The sequence below is a fragment of the Streptomyces sp. NPDC055103 genome (assembly GCF_053607625.1).
This window is the reverse complement of sequence record NZ_JBSGTX010000003.1, coordinates 69,099-85,308: the sequence shown is the minus strand read 5'-3', so window position 1 is coordinate 85,308 and position 16,210 is coordinate 69,099. Positions and strand designations below refer to the sequence as shown.

At 71.9% G+C, this 16,210-nt stretch carries 13 protein-coding genes; 7 read left to right on the top strand and 6 right to left on the bottom strand.

Annotated elements, in window-relative coordinates; all coding sequences use genetic code 11:
* Nucleotides 1–53 precede the first annotated feature (53 nt).
* The 3 genes from ACWFR1_RS03445 (at nucleotide 54) to ACWFR1_RS03435 (ending at nucleotide 2,904) form a co-directional block, all read left to right on the top strand.
* A complete protein-coding gene (locus tag ACWFR1_RS03445) occupies nucleotides 54–1,067 on the top strand; it encodes a hypothetical protein (RefSeq protein ID WP_453545955.1) in 1,014 nt (337 codons plus the stop codon).
* A 52-nt stretch (nucleotides 1,068–1,119) separates the two neighbouring features.
* On the top strand, nucleotides 1,120–1,818 hold the full coding sequence (locus tag ACWFR1_RS03440) for a copper homeostasis protein CutC (protein WP_453545953.1): 699 nt from the start codon (nucleotides 1,120–1,122) through the stop codon (nucleotides 1,816–1,818).
* Between the two features lie 183 nt (nucleotides 1,819–2,001).
* The gene (locus ACWFR1_RS03435; protein WP_453545951.1) at nucleotides 2,002–2,904 is read left to right on the top strand and encodes an aminoglycoside phosphotransferase family protein; all 903 of its coding nucleotides are present in this window, start codon (nucleotides 2,002–2,004) and stop codon (nucleotides 2,902–2,904) included.
* A gap of 337 nt (nucleotides 2,905–3,241) precedes the next feature.
* Here the strand turns inward: ACWFR1_RS03435 and ACWFR1_RS03430 are convergent, their stop codons facing one another.
* The 3 genes from ACWFR1_RS03430 to ACWFR1_RS03420 all read right to left on the bottom strand — a co-directional run bounded on the left by ACWFR1_RS03430 (nucleotide 3,242) and on the right by ACWFR1_RS03420 (nucleotide 7,706).
* Complete coding sequence (locus ACWFR1_RS03430; RefSeq protein WP_453545949.1) at nucleotides 3,242–5,326, bottom strand: HelD family protein; 2,085 nt, start codon at nucleotides 5,324–5,326, stop codon at nucleotides 3,242–3,244.
* A 401-nt stretch (nucleotides 5,327–5,727) separates the two neighbouring features.
* Nucleotides 5,728–6,009 (bottom strand): hypothetical protein, encoded by a 282-nt coding sequence (locus tag ACWFR1_RS03425; RefSeq protein WP_453545947.1) that lies wholly within the window; start codon nucleotides 6,007–6,009, stop codon nucleotides 5,728–5,730.
* Nucleotides 6,010–6,068: 59 nt separating this feature from the next.
* On the bottom strand, nucleotides 6,069–7,706 hold the full coding sequence (locus tag ACWFR1_RS03420) for a DNA repair helicase XPB (RefSeq protein ID WP_453545944.1): 1,638 nt from the start codon (nucleotides 7,704–7,706) through the stop codon (nucleotides 6,069–6,071).
* Between the two features lie 114 nt (nucleotides 7,707–7,820).
* Between ACWFR1_RS03420 and ACWFR1_RS03415 the strand changes: the two genes are divergently transcribed.
* Nucleotides 7,821–9,374, top strand: coding sequence for a recombinase family protein (locus ACWFR1_RS03415; RefSeq protein ID WP_453545942.1), 1,554 nt, complete (start codon nucleotides 7,821–7,823; stop codon nucleotides 9,372–9,374).
* 418 nt (nucleotides 9,375–9,792) lie between these two features.
* Here ACWFR1_RS03415 and ACWFR1_RS03410 read toward each other — a convergent pair whose 3' ends face one another.
* The gene (locus ACWFR1_RS03410) at nucleotides 9,793–10,281 is read right to left on the bottom strand and encodes a DUF4265 domain-containing protein (RefSeq protein WP_453545939.1); all 489 of its coding nucleotides are present in this window, start codon (nucleotides 10,279–10,281) and stop codon (nucleotides 9,793–9,795) included.
* 155 nt (nucleotides 10,282–10,436) lie between these two features.
* Nucleotides 10,437–11,030, bottom strand: coding sequence for an XRE family transcriptional regulator (locus tag ACWFR1_RS03405; RefSeq protein ID WP_453546213.1), 594 nt, complete (start codon nucleotides 11,028–11,030; stop codon nucleotides 10,437–10,439).
* A gap of 287 nt (nucleotides 11,031–11,317) precedes the next feature.
* Here ACWFR1_RS03405 and ACWFR1_RS03400 point away from each other — a divergent pair, with 287 nt between their 5' ends.
* Nucleotides 11,318–11,512 carry a hypothetical protein gene (locus ACWFR1_RS03400; protein WP_453545937.1) on the top strand — a complete coding sequence of 65 codons (195 nt, stop codon included), beginning with the start codon at nucleotides 11,318–11,320 and terminating at the stop codon, nucleotides 11,510–11,512.
* A 562-nt stretch (nucleotides 11,513–12,074) separates the two neighbouring features.
* A complete protein-coding gene (locus ACWFR1_RS03395; RefSeq protein ID WP_453545934.1) occupies nucleotides 12,075–12,467 on the top strand; it encodes a hypothetical protein in 393 nt (130 codons plus the stop codon).
* 67 nt (nucleotides 12,468–12,534) lie between these two features.
* Here the strand turns inward: ACWFR1_RS03395 and ACWFR1_RS03390 are convergent, their stop codons facing one another.
* Nucleotides 12,535–15,063, bottom strand: coding sequence for a helicase-associated domain-containing protein (locus ACWFR1_RS03390; RefSeq protein WP_453545932.1), 2,529 nt, complete (start codon nucleotides 15,061–15,063; stop codon nucleotides 12,535–12,537).
* A 72-nt stretch (nucleotides 15,064–15,135) separates the two neighbouring features.
* Here ACWFR1_RS03390 and ACWFR1_RS03385 point away from each other — a divergent pair, with 72 nt between their 5' ends.
* Complete coding sequence (locus tag ACWFR1_RS03385; RefSeq protein ID WP_453545930.1) at nucleotides 15,136–16,206, top strand: hypothetical protein; 1,071 nt, start codon at nucleotides 15,136–15,138, stop codon at nucleotides 16,204–16,206.
* Nucleotides 16,207–16,210 lie beyond the last annotated feature (4 nt).

Below are 16,210 nucleotides of genomic sequence, written 5' to 3'. Positions count from 1 at the left end.
CGCGCACCCACCCCACGTACCGACCGACCGACCCACGTATCGGGAGAGCAGCCATGAACACCGGTCTGAAGATCACTGCCTATGCCGCCGCGCTCGCCGCGACCTTCGGGGCCGCGTACGGAGTCGGTACGGGAGTCGGCCCCGTCGAGGAGCCGAAGAAGGCCGGGCACGGCGACCACGCCGCCGCCCCCACCCCGACGCCGACCGGCAGCGCGAGCGCCGCCGACGGCCACGCCGGCCACGAGGCGGGCGCCGCCGCGGACGCGCCCGCCGCCGCGGCGAACCTCCCCGGCGGACTCCAGGTCTCCGACAGCGGCTACACCCTCGCCCTGGAGACGCCGACCCCCGCCACCGGTAAGAGCGTCCTGAAGTTCTCGATCAAGGACGCGGCCGGCAGGAAGGTCACCGCCTTCACCACCGAGCACGGCAAGGAACTGCACTTCATCGTCGCCTCGCGCGACCTCAACACCTTCCGCCACCTGCACCCGGTGAAGGCCGCGGACGGCACCTGGACGACCCCCGTCGACCTGCCCGCCGCCGGCGGCTACAAGGCCTTCGCCGACTTCAAGCCCGCCGCCCCCGGCGCCAAGGGCATCACGCTCGGCGCCGACCTCTCCGTACCCGGCGCGTACACCCCGCTGCCCATGCCGGCCGTCGCCCCGACCGCGACCGTCGACGGCTACCAGGTCCGCCTCGGCGGCACGCTCGACCCGGGCAAGGCCGGCGAGCTCAAGCTCACCGTCACCAAGGCCGGCAAGCCCGTCACCGACCTGGAGCCCTACCTCGGGGCGTACGGACACCTCGTCGCCCTGCGCGACGGCGACCTCGCCTACCTCCACGTGCACCCGAACGAGGGGGGTCCCGGCCCGGACGTCTCCTTCACCGCGACGGCGCCCAGCGCGGGGACGTACCGTCTCTTCCTCGACTTCCAGCACGAGGGCAAGGTCCGCACGGCGGCCTTCACGGTCACCGCGGGGCCCGGGAAGGCGCCCGTGGCGGCGCCCGCTGCGACCACTCCCGCGGCCGGTGAGGCCACGGACGATGCGGGAGAGCACACGCACGGCTAGTCTGGTCATTGGACTAGACCTGTAGCCGTCATTCATGGAGGAATGGGCAGCGATGAGCAACCGTGCAGTCCTTGAGGTGATCGCCCTCGACGAGGAGGACGCGGTCGCTGCCCAGACCGGTGGTGCCGACCGGCTCGAACTCGTCACCGACATGGCGGCGGACGGGCTCACCCCGTCCAGGGCCGGCTTCGCCGCCATCCGCGCGGCCGTCGACATCCCGCTGCGCGTGATGCTCAGGCTCACCGACGGATTCTCGGCCGGCGGCCCCGAGGGCATCGACGCCCTCGTGGCCCGGGCCACCGAGCTCCGCGAGGCCGGCGCCGACGAGTTCGTCCTCGGCTTCCTCACCCCCGACGGCGCACCGGACCTCGTCGCCGTCGAGCGGCTCATCACCGTCCTCGACGGCGCCCGCTGGACCTTCCACCGGGCCGTCGACCGCACGGCCGACCGCGACGGGCTGCGCAAGCGGCTCGCCGACCTGCCGGGCCTCGACACCTACCTCACGGCGGGCTCCGCCACCGGCGTCGACGACGGCCTCGCCACCCTCAAGGCCGAGGCCGCCCGCGCGGGCGAACCGGGCTACGAGCCCCAGATCCTCGTCGGCGGCGGCCTGCGCCTCGACCACCTCCCCGAGCTGCGCGCGGCCGGCCTCGACGCCTTCCACATCGGCGGCGCGGCCCGCCCCCAGGGCTGGGCGGCCCCCGTCTCGGCGGACGCGGTACGGGCCTGGCGCGAGGCGGTCGACGCGTAACGACGGGCGGACGTGCGGGGCGGGTGACGGGGTACGGGGTACGGGGTACGGGGTACGGGGTATGGTCCCGCTCCCGGTGGCGGGGTACGGTCCCGCTCCCGGTGGCGGGTACGGCCCCTGTCCCGCCCCCTCCGCACGGAAAACACGTGGCCAGGGACTGGCGGGCTCGCTAGCCTCCGCGGCATGGCAGCCACCGGCAAGATGCAACCCGACGAGCTCGACATCGACACCGAGCTCGTCGGGCGACTCGTCGCCGGACGGTTCCCCGAGTGGGCCGCACTCCCGGTGCGGGCGGTGCACTCGGCGGGAACGGACAACGCGATGTTCCGGCTCGGCGACGACCTCGTCGTCCGGCTGCCCCGCGTCCCGTACGCGGCCCGTCACGTCGAGAAGGAGCAGCGCTGGCTGCCGCTCCTCGCCCCGCACCTGCCGCTGGACGTGCCCGTCCCGGTGGGGCGGGCCGAAGGCGGCGCGGAGTTCCCGCTGCCCTGGTCCGTCTACCGCTGGCTCGACGGTGCCGACGCCTTCGACGCACCGCTCGCCGACCTCGCCCACGCCGCCGTGGAGCTGGGCCGCTTCGGCGCCGCCCTCCGCGCGGTCGACGCGACCGGCGGACCGGCCTCCTTCCGCGGCGGCCCGGTCACCGACTGGGAGGCCGGCCACATGCAGGGCGCGATCCGCGACCTCGGCGCCGACGGCACCGTCGACGCGGAACTCGCCACGGCCGCATGGGAGTCGGTCCTCGCGCTCCCGCAGTGGGACCGCGCACCCGTCTGGATCCACGGCGACCTGCTCCCCGGCAACGTCCTCACCCGAGACGGCCGCCTCGGCGCCGTCATCGACTTCGGCGGCCTCGGCGTCGGCGACCCGGCCTGCGACACGATGCCCGCCTGGACGCTCCTCACCGCCGAGACCCGCCCCCTCTTCCGCGAGGCCGCGGAGGTCGACGACGCGACCTGGGCGCGCGGCCGCGGCTGGGCCCTGTGCTGGGGCCTGGTGACCGAGCACTACTACCGCGTCACGAACCCGGTCCTGGCCGCGGTCGCCCACCGGACCTGGTCGGAAGTCCTGCCGGAATTCGCCTGACCCGGCGGACGCCCCCTGATGCCCGGCGAGTTGACCGGATCCCGCACCACCCGGACCGTCCGCGAGACCGTCCTCCGCCGCCTCCCCTGACGGAACGATGTCGTCCTCCGGCCACCGCTGTCACAATCCGCCGCATGACGGGGGTCACGCACGTCCCGAAGCGGCACAAGGACTCCAGGACGTCTTCTTCCCGCTGACCCGCTGGGCGGACGCCACCGTCCTGCTGCCCTCGGCGGCGCCGCCGCGACCACCCTGATCGCCGTGATCGAACTCTGGCGGCTGTACGCCCGGCACGGCATGCGCTTCCGCCTCCTCACCGCCAGGGCGTCCGGCCGCCCTAGAGCCTGAGGGCGCCCAACTGCTCCGGAACCGGGGCCGAGTGAAGGATCGTCAGGCCTGACACAGCGCGGGTCAGCGCCACGTACAGCCGCCGCAGGCCCGTCCGCTCGTCCGGCTCGCCGTCGACGACCGCCGCCGGCTCGTCCAGGACCACGTAGTCGTACTCCAGGCCCTTCGCGAGCGTGGCCGGGACCAGGGTCAGCCGGGACTCGGCGGTGGTCTCCTCGCCCGGCGAGAGGTACGCGAGACCGGCGGCCGTCAGCGCCTCCGCGAGCGGGGCGATCCGCGCGTCGGCGGCGATCAGACCGATCGAGCCCTCGTGGGCCAGGGACTCGACACAGGCCGCGACGACGGCGGCGTCCAGCGCCTCCGGGTCCTCCGTGTGCCGGACGGCCAGCGAGCCCGGGTTCTCCCGGACCGACTCGACCGCCGCAAGCCCCGGCGACATGTGCGGAAGCAGTCGTGAGGCGTACGCGATCACCTCACGCGGCACACGGAAACCGGCGGTCAGCTCCTCCACCAGTGCCTCCGGCTTGCCCAGGTGCGTCAGGGCCTGCGCCCAGCTCTCCGTCGCCCACGGCGTCGTGCCCTGCGCGAGGTCGCCCAGGACCGTCGCCGAACCGGTCGTGCACCGCCGGCCCACCGCCCGGTACTGCATCGGGGACAGGTCCTGCGCCTCGTCGAGGACCACGTGCCCGAGCGAGTGCGTCCGCTCGACCAGGTCCCTCGTCTCGTCGATCAGCACCGCGTCCGCCGCCGACCACTTCGCCGTCTTCACGCTCCGCGCCGGCTTCGCCCAGTGCAGCAGCTTCTGCTCGTCCTCCGTGAGGAGCCCCTCGGCATGCTCCGCCAGGAACTCGGCGTCGCCGAGGAGCCGCAGCACCAGCTTCGCGGGCTCGACGAGCGGCCAGCACTCCTTCACGACGGCCTTCACGGCGGGGTTCCGCGCGACCGCGTTCTGCACCCGGTCGTCGGGCGCCTCGCCCGCCTCCTCCATCCGCACCAGGACCGCGTGCGCGATCCGCTGCGGAAGCGCGTCGCGGGCCGCCCCGTACCGGATGTCCCGGTCGAGCAGCTCCCGCACCATCTCCTCGATCTCGTACGCGGGCACCCGCCACCGCCGCGAGCCCCGCACCACCATCAGGGGCTCCTTCGGCAGCGAGACATGCGAACGGACCGCGCGCCGCAGCACCTCCGCCATCCGGGCGTCGCCCTTGACGACCGCCGTCGCCGCCTCGTCCGTGCCCCGCACCTCGACGTGCGCGACGAGGTCGTCGACGGTCGCCTGCTGGACCGCCAACTCGCCGAGGGTGGGGAGGACTTGCTCGATGTAGTGGAGGAAGGACCGGTTCGGCCCGATGACCAGGGTGCCGGTGCGGGCGAGCCGCTCCCGGTGCGCGTACAGGAGGTACGCGACACGGTGCAGGCCCACGGCCGTCTTCCCGGTGCCGGGTCCGCCCTGCACGCAGACCGTCCCGGACAGGTCGGAGCGGACGATCCCGTCCTGCTCGGGCTGGATCGTCGCCACGATGTCCCGCATGGGGCCGACGCGGGGCCGCTCGATCTCCGCCTGGAGCAGCCGGCTGGTCTGCTCCAGCTCGGCCGGGTCGGAGAGGTGCTCGTCCTCGTACGCGGTGAGGTCCCCGGCCGTGTACCCGAAGCGCCGCCGCAGCCCCACGTCCTGCGGGTCCTTCTTCGACGCCTGGTAGTACGGCTGCGACACCGGGGCACGCCAGTCGATCACCATCGGGTCGCCGTCGGCGTCGTGGACGTGCCGGCGCCCGATGTAGAAGCGCTGCCCCTCCTGCGTGGTGTGCAGGTAGTCGAGGCGCCCGAAGAACAGCGGGGTGTCCGAGAGGTCCGCGAGCTCCTTGATCCGGTCCTCGATCTGCCGCCCGAGGACGACGGAGTTGACCCAGTTCGCGGTGACGTTCTTGATGTCGAGCGCCTCGACGTCCTCGCGCATCGCGCGAAGGGCCGCGCGGGAGGAGGACAGATGGGCGCGCTCACGCGCGAGCGGATCGAGCGCGGGATCGAGCGCGGGATTGGAAACGGGGTCCGAAACGGGGTCGGAAACGGGCACGGTGAAGCCTCCGAGCAGGTGGATACGCGGACACGTCGAGGTGGCCGCCGGTTTCCGACCGGGCGGCGGCGCTCCACGGAGGGAGGCGGGGAAGCTGGGGAGTGTAACTCCGCCCAGGCGCGAGGGGCGAATCTATTTCACTCCCCCGGACCCGTAGGGGTAGGGATCCGCCATGAGGGGGACCCCGGTTCCACCCCCAGGTCGATGTGTTCGGAATGTCCGGATTCCATCATGGAGACATGACCGCGACGACCTTCACCCTCGTGACCACCGTTCCCCGACCCCGCACCCGCCCGCTCGCCACCGCGTTCCGCGCGATACGCGCCTTCGGCGGCGCGGCGGCCGGCGTCGTCCTCCTCGGCGACTACGGCCCGCCCGAGGCCGGGACCGGAGGACGCCTGTCAGTCGTCGGGGAGCAGGATGTCGGCGTCGTCGAAGATGCGCAGGACGACCAGGAGCAGGCGGCCACGCGACACCATGTACTCCGCCACGATGTGTGACGTCAGCCGGATCTCCCGGTCCTGCTCGCCCACTCCTATGGGCTGCGAGTGCTCCGTGTAGGGATCGCGCGAGAGGATCTCGACAGCCTTGTCGAACGAGGCCCGGCGCGCCGGATCCAGCCGGTCACGGGCAGTGCCCGCCGCCTCGGTGAACATGACCTCGTAGATCTCCCGGTGAGACATCCCTGCCTCCTCCTGCCTTCGAGCGTGTCCTGCCGTCAGCGTACCGAGACGGACAGACCCTACGGAGCCAGCAGCTCATCCGCGTCGACGATCCGATACGCGTACCCCTGCTCCGCCAGGAACCGCTGCCGGTGCGCGGCGAAGTCCTGGTCGATCGTGTCCCGCGCGACCACCGAGTAGAAGTGCGCCTGGTGCCCGTCGGCCTTCGGCCGCAGAACCCGGCCCAGCCGCTGCGCCTCCTCCTGGCGGGAGCCGAAGGTGCCCGAGACCTGGATCGCGACCGTCGCCTCCGGCAGGTCGATCGAGAAGTTCGCGACCTTCGACACGACGAGGACGCTGATCTCGCCCGTACGGAACGCGTCGAAGAGCTTCTCGCGCTGCGCGTTCGACGTCTCGCCCTTGATGACGGGCGCGTCCAGGTGCTCGCCGAGCTCGTCGAGCTGGTCGATGTACTGTCCGATGACGAGGATCTGCTGGCCTTCGAACTTCTTGACCAGGGCCTCGGTCACCTTCCGCTTCGTCGCCGTCGTCGCGCAGAAGCGGTACTTCTCCTCCGGCTCGGCCGTCGCGTAGGCGAGCCGCTCGGAGTCGGTCAGATTGACCCGGACCTCGACGCAGTCGGCGGGCGCGATGTAGCCCTGCGCCTCGATCTCCTTCCACGGCGCGTCGAACCGCTTGGGTCCGATGAGCGAGAAGACGTCGGACTCACGCCCGTCCTCGCGCACCAGGGTCGCGGTCAGCCCGAGCCGCCGCCGCGCCTGGAGGTCGGCGGTGAACTTGAAGACGGGCGCGGGCAGCAGGTGGACCTCGTCGTAGACGACGAGACCCCAGTCGCGGGAGTCGAAGAGCTCCAGGTGCGGGTAGATGCCCTTCCGCTTGGTCGTGAGGACCTGGTAGGTGGCGATGGTGACGGGCCGGATCTCCTTCTTGGTCCCGCTGTACTCGCCGATCTCGTCCTCGGTGAGCGAGGTCCGCTTCACGAGCTCGCTCTTCCACTGACGGGCGGAGACGGTATTGGTCACGAGAATGAGCGTGGTCGCCTTGGCCTCCGCCATCGCACCCGCCCCGACCAGCGTCTTCCCCGCACCACAGGGCAGCACGACGACGCCGGAACCGCCGTGCCAGAAGCCGTCGACGGCCTGCCGCTGGTACGGACGCAGGGTCCAGCCGTCCTCGGCGAGCTCGATGGGGTGGGCCTCCCCGTCGACGTACCCGGCGAGGTCCTCGGCGGGCCAGCCGAGCTTCAGCAGCGTCTGCTTGATCTGCCCGCGCTCGGAGGGGTGCACGGCGACGGTGTCCTCGTCGATCCGCGCGCCGACCAGCGGCTGCACCTTCTTCGACCGGAGGATCTCCTCCAGGACGGGCCGGTCGGTGCTGGTCAGGACGAGCCCGTGCGTGGGGTGCTTGGAGAGCGTCAGCCGCCCGTACCGGTCCATGGTCTCGGCGATGTCGACGAGCAGCGCGTGCGGCACGGGGTAGCGGGAGTACTCGACGAGCGCGTCGACGACCTGCTCGGCGTCGTGCCCGGCGGCCCGCGCGTTCCACAGCCCGAGCGGCGTCAGCCGGTACGTGTGGATGTGCTCGGGCGCCCGCTCCAGCTCCGCGAACGGCGCGATGGCCCGCCGGCACACCTCGGCGAGCTCATGGTCGACCTCCAGGAGCAGCGTCTTGTCGCTTTGGACGATCAGGCAGGACACACATACCTCCAGCGATAGGATCGTGTTGTGACAGACACCACATCTGCGCCTGCCACGGCCAGGGCCATGCCCCGTGCCCGTCGCCCCAAGGGCATCCCGGCCAACGCGTCGGGAATGCGCGCGGCCATCTATGTCCGCCTTTCGCGGGAAACAGAAGAGTCTACCTCGCCGGAGCGTCAGCGGGCGGCGTGCGAGGCGTTGTGCCAGGCCAGAGGGTGGAAGGTCATATCCGTCGAAGAGGACATCGACGTGTCCGGCTACTCGCGCGGCCTTGACCGTCCGGGGCTGCAGCGCATCCTGTCCCGTCTCGCCGAGTTCGACGTGATCGTGTTCTTCAAGATCGACCGCTTGGCCCGGTCCACGGTGGACTTCGCGGAGATCATGAAGATCACGCAGGCGGAGAGCGTGGCCCTGGCATCCGCCAGCGAACCCCTGGACCTCACGTCATCCATGGGTCGCGCCATGGCGAAGGTGATCGCGGTCTTCGCGGAGCTGGAGTCCGACACGATCGGCATGCGCGTCTCCAGCGCCCACGAGCACCTGCGCCGGGAGGGTCGCTATACGGGCGGCAGGGTGCCGTACGGCTACTGCGTGGTCCCCAACCCCGACGGTGCCGGGAAGGTCCTGGAGATCAACCCCGAGGAAGCGAAGACGATCCGCGAGATCGTCGAACGGGTCCTGGACAAGGACTCACTGCTCAAGATCGCAGTGGATCTCACGGAGTCCGACAAGCCCTCGCCCGGCCACTCCTCGCGGCAGACCACGGGCAAGCGCAGCGACTCCAAGCGGTGGTACCCCTCCACGCTGCGGAGCCTTCTCGGTAACCCTCAGTTGCTCGGGCAGGTGATTGAGGACGGCAAGCCGATCCTGATGACCGACGGGCTGCCGCTGGTCAACCGCACGCCGATCCTGGACATGGACACCTGGCAGGCATTGCAGGACGAGCTGAGCCGGCGAGCCAATCCGGGCGACCGGCGACGCGAGGGAACGGCCCTGCTGCGGGGGATCGCCTATTGCGCGGTGTGCCACAACCGCATGTACACGTACGTCGCCAAGGGTCGTATCCGCTATCGGTGCATCGGCCGCCTGAAGGCCCGTCAGGCGGGCGCTGCGCTCACCTGTTACGGCGTGAGCATCGCGGGTGAGGGCATGGAGGAGCACGTCACGGCGTTGTTCCTGGAGAAGTTCGGCGCGTTCCCCGTGGTGCGCATGGTGGAGCACGTGGGTGAGGACTTCCGCCCGCAGATCCGGCAGGCCCGAGAGGCGCTGGAAGACCTGGAGAAGGACCGGTACGACCGTGGACTGTTCAAGGGCGATGAGGGCGCCGCGAGGTATGCGACTCAGTACGCCAAGCTGGAGGAGCGCTTGGCCTCGCTGAACGAGAGGCAGCGCACCGCGAAGCCTGCGGGAGTGGAGGCGATCCCGACCGGCCGGACTCACGCACAGCTCTGGAAGGACGCGGACACGGCGGGCAAGCGTGATCTGCTGCTGAACGCGGGGGCGTTCGTGGAAGTCGGCATGTCCCGGAAGGGCGGCCCGAAGCTCGACGTGTCCCGCCTCGCTGTCCACTTCGGCGAGGACGGCGAGATCCGCCGCGCGGACGCTGACGGCAAGGACGTCGAGGCGGTCATACAACGCGCCGTAGCCCGGGAGCTTGAGCTGTCCTGAGCCCGCCTGAGCGCCGTTCGCGGCCCGTCACTGGGGAAGCCCTGGTGGCGGGCCGTGCCCGCTCCCTGTCGTCGCCGTCGGCTCGCTACTCCCTCAGCGGCAGAGCGATGACGAGATGACGGTTCTCCCTACTTTTTTGATTGCACATAGAAAAATAAGAGAAAAACAGATCAAGGGCCTCATCCGTCATCCCGTCATCGTGGGCGCCCGCTTTGCTGACGCGCTCAGGACGGACGACAGCGGCAGCCTTGCGTGATGCGAAGCGCGCTCAGTCCGAGAAGGGGGCGGGGTGTCGTGTTGCCGGACGTGGCCCCAGGGAGGTACCCCCTCCCCTCTTCCCGCCAGAGCGGCAGGGAGGGAAAACTCTCACATGGCTGATCAGGGCCTTTGTGCGAGAGGGGCTGCGATTCCGCAGAGGTCAGGCATTCCACCATGCTTCGGTGGCGCAGCCCACTTCGTAGTGCCACCAGCCTTCTTCCTGCCCCCGCGTCAACAGTGCTTTGATCCCAGCGAAATCGGCGTCGGCCGGCACGCTGAAGGCCACCATCGGGAAGTCCTCGCTGAAGACCTCGCCTCCGAGCCCGAACGGCGAAAGCCGCTGATGTACTGCAAGAGGGCTGTGCCCCAGCGGGCCGGAGGGGATGGCTACGACGCGAATCGCGCAGTTGCCGGAGGCGCTGACCCGCCCAATACCCCAGTGGAGCCCGTCAGGGTCGGTCTGAAACCGCACTGTGTCGCCCTCGGACACCCCGTCCTGAAGAAAGGGGGTGTTCTGCACGCAAGCCGTGTCCGCGCTGAGCTTCGTGGCCCACAAGCCCTCAGTGTCCTGAGGGAACCATCCCTCGCGGGGAACGAACCGGAACCAGATCTTGATCTTTTCGCCCGCGCTATCCATGGCGGTCATCATGCGCCATCGGGGTGTCCCGCGCGACGCTCTACCGGGCGCTGAGCGAAGCCGAGCAGCCCAACCCGATCGGAGAGGCCGTCTTCCCCTGACGGTGGACGGTCTCTCTCGTGTTCGGATCTGAGGGGTAAGGGTGGCCAGGGGCGTGGCGGGTCCGTTCACGTACGGGTTTCGGGGCCCCGAGACGCAGCCCGGTCCCACAGTTCCTCGCCGTGTTCTGCGAATCGGTCGAACATGCCCCCGCTGTTGTGGCGGCGTAGGTGCAGGAGTGGTGAGTCATGGCCTACGAGTCGGGCGAGATGCGGTGTCACCAGGGCTTCGTCATCGAAGCGGAACACGGACAGGCTCACGTGGTTGATGGCGTCCAGTGGGGCGGAGACGCGTGCCTCAACCCCTTCGAGCGGGCCGAGCCGGTCCAGGTGCTCCAGGGTGATCCTGATGCGGGTGGAGACGGACAGGGCCACGTCCTCGATTGTCTCCCGCTGTCGGGTCACCTCGCCGTCCGGGTCGCCCACGAGGAATCGCACTCGGCACCCCGCCTCGGCCTTGCGTCGGATCGTGTCCGCGAAGTGGGGCACCTGGGTCCAGAAGAAGTAGTTCGTGTAGCCGGCGAGGAAGAGTTCCGTGCGTGCCGACTCGACGAGTTCCGTCCAGATCGTTGACGGGCACGCGGACCGGTACGGGTAGCTGTGGACCAGCTCTCGATCGGTGCCGGTCTTCACGCGTTCCTGTACAGCCTTCGGCCACAACATCTCTTCGTCCACTCCCAGCGCCCGACAGGCGTCCGCTCGGTTCCTTGCGTGTGGTGTCAGATCAGCATTGCTCAGCCATCGTTCCACCTGCTTCGCGGATACCCCCACCCGGTACGCTAACTGGCGCGTGGACATGCCTGCGCCTTCCATAGGCGGACTGAAGAGCGGCGCTCAAGTCAATCCCCTCGCCGTGGCCTTTTGGGCTTTCTTCGACCCTAGCGTCGAACGTCTCAACTGGGCGGCGTGCGGGGGGAGATACGTCCGCGAGGGTGGGTGACGCTCACGCCATGACCGAACCCACGCGATACAGCACCCCACCGGTTGAACTGCCGCTGCGACTGGACCTGGAGCCGACCCCCGTTGAAGGCTGCGCCGGCTGCGTCGAGTTGGCAGCCGTGCGGGACCGTTCTCGCGTCGTGGGTGACTGGACGACCGTGACCGACTGCAACGTCTACATGCGGCGCCACCCCGAGGGGCACTGATGGTCACCCGGGCGGACATCGGCAAGCCGGTCAGGGATGGCGTCGGGCGGGTCGGCATCCTGCGTGACGTGATCCGGGACTACGAAGACCCCGCCGAGTCACCCGGAGAGCGCCGCAAGCGCCCCACGGCGTTCTTGTGGCCCGAGGGTGGGGGGCGAGAGTGGCTTGTCCCGACCAGCGGCGTGCAGCGCGTGTGACGCCCACCAGGCGGCCCCGCTCGGTGATGGCGAGCAACGCAGCCGGACGGGGCTTTCCGCTGTGTGCCCTGGCGTGCTAGATATGTGCATCCGCCCTGATCGCTTGGACGATGAGAGGCCCATTTACGCGCGATCAGTCCTTCCCGGGCCGCTCCCGATGACGGCGGCCAATCCTCCAGTGTGGCGCATGGCGGCCGATCCTGGGCGGGGCGTGGACCCCTCCTCCGGCAGCTGTACGGCGAAGCCCCGCGTGGTGCGAGGCGACGGCCGGTCGTCCCGGAGGCGCCGCGCCCTGAGTACCCGCCGTACGCCGGATGAGTACGCGCGCGCTGGGGGCGGGACGGCGGACGCTGTGGGATGGGGACATGAACGCGAACCTCGCCCGGGACGCCCGGAGCACCTCCGCCCGCGGACCCCACCCGTCGTTCGTCGTCGCGGCGGCCGGTGACGAGCCGGACGCGCGGTGGTGGGCCGCGCCGCTCGTCGGGACGCTCGTCTCGCCCCTGGGCGCGTACGCCGTCTCCGGGACGCAGGACATGTGGGCCGCCGCGCCGTTCATGCTGGTCGGCAGCCTGGTCGTCGCCTTCGCGCTGCTCGTTCCGAGCTGGTTCCTCGCCCGGACCCGGCGGCGCCGGCGGGCCCGGGTCGTCCTCGCCGCGTTCGGTACGGGGGCCGCCGTCCTCTTCCCCTACATGGTCTCCACGGTCGGGTGGATGGTCTTCCTCGTCATGCTCCTCACCGGGAACGTCGACTCCTAGGGAGAGCTGTCCGGAGCTGTCCGGAGCCGTCCGGCCGATCAGGGCCGGACACCTGGTCGGACACTCCCTAGACCTGGTCGTCCGCCAGTTCCGCGACGCCCGTGATGCGGTGCAGGGGGTACGTGCGGACCTCGTCGGCCGTGTGGTCGTAGCCCGTCACGAAGCCGCCCTCCACGCGGACCGGGGCGATGACCCGCTGGCTCGCCGCGCCCTCCGCGTTGACGTAGCCGATCCAGACCGCCGAGCCGGTCATCGCGGCCGCCTGGACCGTGGCCAGGGTCTCGGCCGCCGACGTGCGGGGGAGGGCGCCGGCGGTCGTCGGGGTCGTGGGTTCCTTGCGGACCGCCGTCGCCGCCCGGTCGCCCGCCCGGATCGCCTTGACCGCTGCCCCGAGGAGCGTGGTGTCCGGCGTAGGCGGGCCGTCGGGGACCGGGACCGGGGCCGTACGGGCCGGAGTGCGGTACGCGTCGGCGCGGGCGATCAGGACGTCGCCCTCGACGGACTCGGCGGCCGGGGCGTAGCCCATCGACCGCAGCCCTTCGAGCAGCGACACCGGGTCCGTCTGCGCCGCGAGCACCGTCGGCGCGAGGCGGCGAAGGCCCAGGGGCGCGGACCGCCGGTCGGCCAGGATCTCGCCGAGGACGGTGTCGTCGTCGCACCGCACGTACGCGGACGCCGCCCCGACCTTCAGATGCCCGTGGCGTCTCGCGACATCGTCCACGAGGTAGGCGAGCGGCTGCGGGACGGGTGTCGTCGAGTGCTTCGAGAGGAACTCGTGCAGGTCGGTCGCCGTCTGCCCCGAGTCGAGCGCGCGCCGCACCGAGCCGGGCGTGAACCGGTAGACCGTCGCACCACCCTTCGATTCCACGTCCGCGAGGACCCCCAGCGCGTCGGCCAGGTGCCGCCGCAGCGGCCCCGGCGCCACGGCCGTCAGGTCGGCCTGGAGGAGGACGTGGTCGACGGCCTCGGGGAGCAGCGGCGCGAGCAGTGTCGCCGCCCGCGTCGCGGCCACCGAAACCTCCACCCCGCCGCCCGGCTCGGCGGGCGACGCGGCCTCGGCGAGCGGCAGGTTCAGGAGCGCGCGGGCGGGGCCGGACAGGGCGCCGCGCCCGGTGAGCCCGAGCAGCTCGGCCTCCTCCAGGGTCCACCGCGCGATCCGGGACCGCAGGCCTGCCCCACTGGCCGACGACGAGCCCTCCGCGCCCCGCAGCGGCCGCTCCCAGCGCAGCCGGGCGAGCAGCGACTCGGGGTCGGCCGCGGCGCCCGGCGGAAGGGTCGCGAGCAGAAGCAGCACCCGGTGGCGGACCTCGGGCGCGGACGAACGGTCCAGGTCAGGGCCGAGCACCGACAGGGTCCGGCCCTTCGCGTCCTGGTCGCCGACCAGACCGGACGTGCGGGTCGCGCTCAGCCACGGCGTGACGAGCCGCGCCCACCGCTCGGCGGGCGGCAGGTCCAGCCAGTCGTCGTACGCGGGCGTCGGCGCGTACCGCTCGTCGGCTTCGCCGTCCGAGGCGAGCAGCCCCGCCGCGTAACCGAGCTCCAGCCAGAAGCAGGCGATCGCCTCGGAGACGTCCAGGGCCGCGGCGATCCGCTTGAGGTCGCGTACGGCGAGGCCGCCCGCGCGAAGGACCGGCGGGCCGCCCCGGTCCCAGGACTTCAGCAGCTCCTCGATCGTCGCGAGCGCCACGTACGCCTGCCCGGCGGCGGCGCTGTCCACAACCTGTGGGCGGTATTCGCGCCGCACCACCGGCTCCGGCGGCAGCGGCTCCGGCGACCGGTGCGCCCGCCCGCCCCGCAGGTGCAGCGCCACCTCGCGCGGCAGCACCATCGTCCGCGGCGACACCGGAAGCAGCAGCCCCCGGTCGCGCAGCCAGCGCACAGGCGGCGCCGGGTTCGCCGTCACCTCTCCGTACGGCGGGCCCCACACCAGCCTGTCGAGCACGGCGAGCGCCTCCGGCGGCGCCGTGTCGAGCAGTTCGCCCATCCGCGTCCGGTCGGTGAACAGCTCCGTCAACACCGCCACCGCCGACACCGGATCGTGCGTCGACGTCAGCCCGGCCGCCGCGATGATCTCCTGTACCCGGCCCGGCGACATCCCCGACGTGGCCTCGGCGACCGTCGGCCCGAGCCCGGTCGGCGACGGGTGCTGCGCCGACGGCGCGAGCAGCTCCCGAGCGGTCCGCACGAGCCGCAGCCGCTCCTCCTCGCCCCACACGAGCGCCTGCTCGCGCAGCAGCGCGACCGCGCCCGGCAGCGCCGCCTCGATCTCCGGATCGCCCTCGTCACCGGCGAGCAGCGCCAGGAGCACGGGGTACGGCGTCGGGTCGGGCGCCACCGCGAGCGCCTCGGCCGTCTGGAGCGCGAACCGGTCGAGCCGCTCGATCGCCCGGATCACCGAACCGCGCGTACCGGCACGGGTCGCCAGCTGCGTCAGGTCGTTCGGCACGGGGCTCAGGAGGTCGGGCCGGGCGCGCAGCAGCGCGGCCAGGCCGTCGTCGCCCCGCGCGCGCAGCGCTTCCGCGAGCGTGCGCGGCGCCGCGGCGGCGCCAGTTGCTTCGGCCACGTGCGCCTCCCGGTCGAGCTCACCGATCCCCATCCGCACCACGTTAGCCCCTGCCCGCGCGCTAACGTCGGGGCGTACCGGGCGAACCGGCTGTGGAGGGGCACTGTGGGGATCGAGAGCGACCAGTTGGTCTACGACTATCTGAGCCGGGTCGGCGATCTGGCACAGCAGCGGCAGCTGCCGGCGGACGATCGCGCGCGGCTCGTGTCGACGCTGCGGAACGAGATCGACCGGCAGCGCGCCACGTACGGCGAGGAGAGCCCGGCGGCGGTACGGGGGATCCTCGGTGCGCTGGGTACGCCGGACGAGGTGGTGGAACGGGCGGAGGACGGCCCGGGCGGGACCGCGGGGGAGGGCGGGGCACCTGTGCCGTCCCCGCGCTCCGGTACGGCGAGGACCGCGAGGCCTTCCGCCAAGCCTTCTGCCAAGCCTTCTGCCAAGCCCGCGAAGCCTGCCGCGAAGTCCGTGAAGCCTTCCGCCAAGCAGTCCCCGCAGTCCCCTCCGTCCCCGTCCTCCCCGCCTTCCCCCACTTCCGAGCCGTCGTCCCGCGCCGGCGGCGGCCTGGACCCCGACTGGTGGCGTACCGACGCCACCCACGCCACCGACATCGACGTGACCGAGGGGCTCCCGGGTTTCGTCGGCGGCATCGAGCGGCCGGACCTCTTCGAGCCCCCGGCCCCCGAGGCCGACGAGGAGGAGTCCGAGGGCGAGGAGGAGGCCGCTCCGCGCCGGTGGCGCCGTCTCGCCCGCGTCGTCCTGCGGCGGAAGCCGGCCCCCGCCCCCGACCTGGAGGAGGACGAGGAGCTGGACGAGCCGGAGGCCGTCCCCGCCCGTCCCCGCCTCGCGAACCCCTTCGTCCTGCTCGCCGCGCTGCTCCTGCTCGGCGGCGCCGTCTTCGGCTCGCTCGTCGCGCTCGCCGCCGGCTGGCTCATCGCGTACGCCTCCCGCCGTCTGACACCCGGCGAGGTCAAGGGCGCCGTCCTCGTCGTCCCCGGCCTGGCCGCCGCGACGGGCGTGGTCTGGCTGTGGGGCCGCGTCGAGGGCCGCTGGGGCGAGGCCGTGGCCCCCGGCGGCCCCGCGATGAGCGCGGCGATCGCCGAGACCTGGCCCTGGGTCCTGCGGGGCGCGGCGGTCGCCTCGGCGCTGTTCCTCCTCTGGCGCTCCCGCAAGCACTGACCCG

What these genes read in the sequence shown, in the direction of transcription:
- ACWFR1_RS03445 (WP_453545955.1), top strand. Translation starts at nt 54, where the DNA reads ATGAACACCGGTCTGAAGATCACTGCCTATGCCGCCGCGCTCGCCGCG.
- ACWFR1_RS03440 (WP_453545953.1), top strand. Translation starts at nt 1,120, where the DNA reads ATGAGCAACCGTGCAGTCCTTGAGGTGATCGCCCTCGACGAGGAGGAC.
- ACWFR1_RS03435 (WP_453545951.1), top strand. Translation starts at nt 2,002, where the DNA reads ATGGCAGCCACCGGCAAGATGCAACCCGACGAGCTCGACATCGACACC.
- ACWFR1_RS03425 (WP_453545947.1), bottom strand. Translation starts at nt 6,009, where the DNA reads ATGTCTCACCGGGAGATCTACGAGGTCATGTTCACCGAGGCGGCGGGC.
- ACWFR1_RS03415 (WP_453545942.1), top strand. Translation starts at nt 7,821, where the DNA reads ATGCGCGCGGCCATCTATGTCCGCCTTTCGCGGGAAACAGAAGAGTCT.
- ACWFR1_RS03410 (WP_453545939.1), bottom strand. Translation starts at nt 10,281, where the DNA reads ATGATGACCGCCATGGATAGCGCGGGCGAAAAGATCAAGATCTGGTTC.
- ACWFR1_RS03405 (WP_453546213.1), bottom strand. Translation starts at nt 11,030, where the DNA reads ATGTTGTGGCCGAAGGCTGTACAGGAACGCGTGAAGACCGGCACCGAT.
- ACWFR1_RS03400 (WP_453545937.1), top strand. Translation starts at nt 11,318, where the DNA reads ATGACCGAACCCACGCGATACAGCACCCCACCGGTTGAACTGCCGCTG.
- ACWFR1_RS03395 (WP_453545934.1), top strand. Translation starts at nt 12,075, where the DNA reads ATGAACGCGAACCTCGCCCGGGACGCCCGGAGCACCTCCGCCCGCGGA.
- ACWFR1_RS03390 (WP_453545932.1), bottom strand. Translation starts at nt 15,063, where the DNA reads ATGGGGATCGGTGAGCTCGACCGGGAGGCGCACGTGGCCGAAGCAACT.